Below are 6,268 nucleotides of genomic sequence, written 5' to 3' on the forward strand. Positions count from 1 at the left end.
CTCCACCTCTTCTGTCAGAACCCCTGTATGTAGAAGCTGAAGCCCAAGCGGTCTTAACCATTTCATCCACGGACAAACCTGAATTTAAAATAGCTGTTTTCAATTGCGTAACATCTTGCGCATTTACCAAATCATGATTCACTGCAGGAATCGGGTCTTGCCAAATCAGATCCTCTTTAGGCGCTTCAGGACCAAGATAAGTGGTCGTTGGACCCATATCTCTGTGTGTTAGTTTAAACCATGCTTTGGCAAATGCCTTGTTAAATTCCTCTGGATTTTCATAAAACCTTCTTGATATCTCCTCATAAACAGGGTCATATCTCATAGAAAGGTCAGTTGTCAACATGGTTGGCTTATGCTTTTTCTCTGGATCAAAGGCATCTGGATAAAGCACTTCAGGATTTTTGGCTACCCATTGGTGCGCACCTGCGGGACTTTTGGTCAGTTCCCATTCATGTTCAAAAAGACTTTTAAAGTATCCTTGGCTCCATTCTACCGGAGTTGCTGTCCATATTACCTCCAAACCAGAAGTAACAGCATCAGGTCCTTTCCCAGAACCATAACCACTTTTCCAACCAAACCCTTGCTCTTCAATTGGAGCCGCTTCAGGTTCAGGACCTACTTTATCAGCAGGTCTTGCTCCATGGGTTTTACCAAGCGTATGACCACCTGCGATCAATGCCACCGTTTCTTCATCATTCATCCCCATTCTTCCGAATGTCTCACGGATATCATGCGCAGCCAAAACAGGATCAGGATTACCATTCGGACCTTCTGGGTTCACATAGATCAAACCCATCTGTACGGCTGCAAGTGGATTTTCCAGTTCTCTGTCTCCACTGTAGCGCTCATCGGCCAACCATTCTGTTTCTTTTCCCCAATACACATCCAATTCAGGTTCCCATGAATCCTCTCTTCCTCCAGCAAATCCGTAGGTTTCAAATCCCATAGATTCCAAAGCAACGTTTCCTGTCAACACCATCAGGTCAGCCCAGGAAATTTTATTACCATATTTTTGTTTTACTGGCCAAAGTAACCTTCTCGCTTTGTCCAAGTTTGCATTGTCAGGCCAGCTATTCAAAGGGGCAAAACGCTGCTGTCCCGAACGGGATCCACCACGTCCGTCACCAGTTCTGTATGTTCCTGCACTATGCCATGCCATACGAATAAACAAACCTCCGTAATGTCCATAATCTGCCGGCCACCAGTCCTGTGATTCAGTCATAACCGCTTCAATATCTGTTTTTAAAGCTTCATAATCCAAGCTGTTGAAAGCTTCTATGTAATTGAATTCCTCACCCATTGGGTTGGATTTTTGGGAATTCTGACGAAGCATGCTTAAGTTAAGCTGATTGGGCCACCAATCAACTGTTTGTGCTGCACTAGCTGCACTTGGGCTTTTCTTGGTCGCACCGGACCATCCATCAGCCTGTTCGGGTTTACCCGCTTTTTCTTGTGTCCATCCTGTAGATACCACAGCAAAAATCAGCGCGATGCTCATTAATAATTTCTTCATATGTATGTTAATTTGATGTAAGGGTGATTTAAAGAATAAATCAAAGATAGCCCCTATTGTTTCTTGAAAGAAATTGATAAAATCTATGATGAATTGAGAAAAATGATGTGAAAATTAAAAAATTGGTTGAAAAGGCTGGTGCTGAAAAGCTTAACTGATTCAAATGCTGATCAGTTAAATGAAACAAGGAGGCTGTCTTTTTATATAGTTTTTCTAGTTGTCATGGTTATGTTGGTTTAATTATTTCGCAATGCTTCAATAAGCTCTTTTTTGTCCATTTTGCTTCTACCTGCTATACCTACTTTTTTAGCCTGCTCATAAAGTTCTTTTTTTGTCCGTTCTTCATAATCACTTGCTTTGCCTCCTTTTTTCCCCGACTTGGGGTCATTGGCAATCCGGGCAGCCTTTTCCTTACTCATGCCCTGATCCCTAAGAGCTTCGTATTGTTCTTCATTTTTGATACTTGGTCGCATGTCCTTGGCCATAGCGTAGTATTTTCTTGTTAGATTTATTTAAAAGTCCTTTTTGATAATAACTTCATCAAACTATCTGTAAATTGGATGTAGTTAGAGTCCAAGACTAATGCCAAAGGTGGATGATTGACCAGATTAAGAAATTGAGTAATCTAACCCTGAACTTTGTCTACAGTGCTGAGATTGAAAAAAGTTGGTGATTATATCTCTCTATTATTTTGTATCCAGATCAAATTGCACATACTTAAATGTATGCGTTCCATCTTTAAACAGCTCAAAAAAGCCATAACCTTTATGGGTGAATTCATAAGGTTCGTCATTCCACCAATTTCCGGAAACTGCTCCACTGCAATGGTAATGCACATCATTGTACAGCAGGGATTCTAGGATATGAATATGCCCACTGATGCAAATTTTCACTTTTTTGTGCTGGTGAAATAGGCTGATTAAGGACTTGGCATCAGTATGCATCCATGCACCTGGCACAATCCAGTCACCTGATCGGGCATTGTCTCCATCTAAAAAAGGGGTGGCTCCTAGAATAGGTATATGTGAAATAATGAGGGTGGGTTTGTCTGCCGGGATTTTAATGAGGGTATCTTCCAACCATTCCCTTTGGGCTGAGTCGAGTTTGGCGGTGTACCAGCTGTCATCTTCTTTCTGATGGGTGCTGTCCAAAACAATAAAGTGCCAACCATTAATATCAAAAGTATAGTATGGATTTTCTAATGCATGTTCCTTCATGGCCCATGCCTTACCAGGAAATGATTCTCCTTCTGGTGCAGCTCCCCAGACATCATGGTTGCCAATGCAATGATAAAATTTAAGTTCAGGATAAGCAGCCTTGATTTTTCTCCATACAGCCCATTGTGCTTCAACGCTTTCTTCATTTTCTCCCAATGCGTCCATGATCACATCTCCCCCATTGATCAAAAAATCCACTTTCTTTTCCTGTTGAATAAGATGGTCGAGACATTTTCTCAGACTGGCTTCTGAAATACCATCGGGCCGGAGATGGATGTCTGTCAGGTGTGCAAACCGCAAGATAGGCTCATTTTTAGATTTTAGATCTGGTTCAGCCAAGGTCACTTCAAAGGGAATTGCTGTAGCCATGGTGCCCAAAGCAGCAGCTTTCAGCAGTTTTCTTCTTGAGATTTTGGATTTTTCAGGAGACATAAGAATCAATTGTGCAGGCGTCTATAGACCACTTAAAATAAAGGATTTTCTCTTTAAAAAGAATTTTTTTCTGACCAGATCACTTCAAGCTTCATTTAAGAAGGTGTATAGCAGATGCTTTGCAAAGCTGGCTATCTATTTTGCGCAATCATTTCCGTTGATTTTCTTTGAATCATTCTGAAAATTAAAATAGTCCAATTAATTTAATCTATTAAAAATAACAAGAATTTAAAAAATACTTTTCGGACAATAAAAGCGAAAGTCCAAAGAAGAAACAATACAACACGATAACCAAAACATCCAAAAACATGTCCACTAATCGACGAGACTTTCTGAAAACAGGGGCTACGGCCGCTTTAGGCTTAACAGGTTTTAGCATCATTACTCCCAAGGTACTAGGTAAATCGATGGGCCATATAGCCCCATCAGATAAAGTCAACCTTGCCTGTGTAGGTATAGGAAACAGAGGAAATGAAATCATCAAAGCCCTTTATGGAACTGGTCTTTGCAATGTAGTGGCACTATGCGATGTGGACATGGGAGCTCAGCAGACTTTGGAAATCATGAATATGTTTCCAAAAGCAAAACAGTTTCAGGACTTCCGAAAAATGTTTGATCAAATTGGAAACGAGTTTGAAGCCATCAGTATTGGCACTCCGGATTTTTCACATTTTCCAGTCACCATGCTGGCTATTGCCGAAGGCAAACATGTATATGTAGAGAAGCCAATGGCAAGAACTTTTCAAGAAGTGGATTTGATGATGGCCGCAGCCAAAAAACATCCAAAAGTAATCACCCAAATGGGCAATCAAGGCCATTCAGAGGCCAATTATTTTCAATTTAAAAGCTGGAAAGATGCAGGCATCATCAAAGATGTCACAGCGATCACTGCACATATGAATGCGAGACGTCGCTGGCATGGATGGGATACTGAGATGACAAGATTTCCGGATCCAGAGCCAGTCCCATCTACATTGGATTGGGATACATGGCTCAGTCAGGCTCAGCCAAGAGAATTCCATAAAGATTTTCACAATGGACAGTGGCGGTGCTGGTACGACTATGGAATGGGTGCCTTAGGAGATTGGGGTGCTCATATCATCGATAGCGCGCATGAATTTCTGGACTTAGGGTTGCCTTATGAAATCAACCCGGTAAAATTGAGCGGGCACAATCCTTTCTTTTTCCCCATGTCCACTACTTTGGAATTTAAATTCCCTTCCCGTGGAGACATGCCTCCATTGACCATTACCTGGTATGATGGACTTGACAATATACCCCCGGTGCCGGATGGCTATGGCGTATCCGAGCTGGACCCCAACATTCCGCCACCAAGTACAGGTCAAATTCAACCTGCCAAACTCAATCCAGGCAAAATCATTTACAGCAAAGATCTTACATTCAAAGGAGGATCACATGGGAGTACCTTGTCAATAGTACCTGAAGAAAAAGCCAAGGAAATGGAGTCAAAGCTTCCGGAAGTGCCGGAAAGCCCATCCAATCACTTTGCTAATTTCCTAAAAGCCTGTAAAGGGGAAGAAAAGACAAGGTCTCCATTTGAAATAGCAGGCCCACTCAGTCAAGTTTTCTGCTTAGGGGTATTGGCCCAACAAATGGGTGTAAAGCTGGAGTTTGACCGCGAAAAAAGACAGATCATCAACAATCCGCTTGCCAATCAGGTGTTGGCAGGCATGCCACCAAGAAAAGGTTGGGAGGAGTTTTATAGGGTTTAAAAAGGAGGGTTAAGTTAGTCGGCTTCCAATCTATATTCAGTTTACAATTACATGCTTCGTTATCCATAATGATACAATTTGATACGTTTGGATTTGATTATGATACGAAAATTGTAATTATTTTCTATTGTCAAATTCTATTGCAGTCGAGCTTCTTGCACTATAGTTGGATTAGATCAAGAAAACAAATCGAATATCAATAGGTGGAGATATATGTAATAACTCGATTTTTTTAAAGATACAGGCATCAAAAAAAGCTGCAGCCGATCAAAACTTCACTTAAATCAAACTGAAGAGGTATAAAAACAAAAAAGAGGTCGCTTCTGCCCTCTTTTTTAAACTGGCTCCTCTTATTTAATTTTTTTCCATAAATTTAAAATTCACAGCACCTACTAGCAAGTATGAATTTTGATAAAATCTTCGACCAACTTTTTGATAAAGATAAAAGAAATGTATTTCTAACTACTGGTATTAATTCTTTAGATAAATTCGTTCATGGAGGGTTTCTTCCTGAGTTGGTGATCTTTTCAGGTAGGCACAACCATGGGAAGTCAACTATTCTTCTAAATTTTGTTGCGAATTTTTCATATTACCAAGAGTTTAAAGGTATGTTGGTTGTTCCAAAAACAAGTTCCAAGCCTTTAATTAGACGTTTATTGTCGATAATTGAGGGTGATGAAATTGATAACTTGGGTGATGAGTTGATTTTTGAAAGACTCATGGAAATAAAAAAAACACTTTTGAGTAGAGTTCAAATTGAATATGATCCAGTTAGTATTGATGACATTTTATCTAATGCCCTCCAGTCAAAAGTTTCTTACTTGATCATTGATGACTTCCAATATCTACTCGAATCACATTATTTCAGCAACAAATTTGTGGTTGAGACTTTAGTCAAAATTAACAAATTTATCAGAGAAAACGGAGTACCTGTATTTCTTGCTCTTCCGGCCTTAGCATCCGCTGAAAAAAGATACACCGATCAAATGCCAAGATTGATGGATTTATACAGGTCAGATTTGATTGCGAATTACGCCAATAAAATATTCTTGACTTATAGAGCGTATATTGTCGGAATCGATTTGGATGAAAACGGAGATGAGACAAAAGAAATATTGGAGATTTTTTTGGAGAAAAATTCAAACGGGAAAAAGGGGAATTTGTCTTTGAATTACGATGAGTTTGGTCGAATTTCCTGATCCTTATTTCTTCTTATAATTAAACCACTGTCAAATTAAAATTCCATGTTAAATTAAGTGAGTGATATTTTTTAAAACGCAAGTCTAAAATGAAATATAATTTGTTGAAGTCAGAAAATATATACCCTTTGGTGTTATTACCAGATGTTGTAAAAATATTTCTCAGAGAAG

General features: G+C 39.7%; 5 protein-coding genes. 2 read left to right on the forward strand and 3 right to left on the reverse strand.

The features are described from left to right. The 3 genes from katG to EA341_RS18070 form a co-directional block, all read right to left on the reverse strand. On the reverse strand, positions 1–1,516 hold a 1,516-nt coding region (gene katG / locus EA341_RS18060; RefSeq protein WP_293016572.1), incomplete at its 3' end, for a catalase/peroxidase HPI. Between the two features lie 236 nt (positions 1,517–1,752). Next, complete coding sequence (locus tag EA341_RS18065; protein ID WP_293016573.1) at positions 1,753–2,001, reverse strand: Rho termination factor N-terminal domain-containing protein; 249 nt, start codon at positions 1,999–2,001, stop codon at positions 1,753–1,755. Positions 2,002–2,202: 201 nt separating this feature from the next. After that, positions 2,203–3,165 (reverse strand): metallophosphoesterase, encoded by a 963-nt coding sequence (locus EA341_RS18070; RefSeq protein ID WP_293016574.1) that lies wholly within the window; start codon positions 3,163–3,165, stop codon positions 2,203–2,205. 308 nt (positions 3,166–3,473) lie between these two features. Here EA341_RS18070 and EA341_RS18075 point away from each other — a divergent pair, with 308 nt between their 5' ends. Together EA341_RS18075 and EA341_RS18080 are read left to right on the forward strand one after the other, a co-directional pair. After that, on the forward strand, positions 3,474–4,898 hold the full coding sequence (locus EA341_RS18075) for a Gfo/Idh/MocA family oxidoreductase (RefSeq protein WP_293016575.1): 1,425 nt from the start codon (positions 3,474–3,476) through the stop codon (positions 4,896–4,898). 401 nt (positions 4,899–5,299) lie between these two features. Next, the gene (locus EA341_RS18080; protein WP_293016576.1) at positions 5,300–6,097 is read left to right on the forward strand and encodes a DnaB-like helicase C-terminal domain-containing protein; all 798 of its coding nucleotides are present in this window, start codon (positions 5,300–5,302) and stop codon (positions 6,095–6,097) included. The last annotated feature ends 171 nt before the right edge of the window (positions 6,098–6,268 follow it).

Source organism: Mongoliibacter sp. (genome assembly GCF_007692705.1).
In the GTDB taxonomy this organism is placed as follows: domain Bacteria; phylum Bacteroidota; class Bacteroidia; order Cytophagales; family Cyclobacteriaceae; genus Mongoliibacter.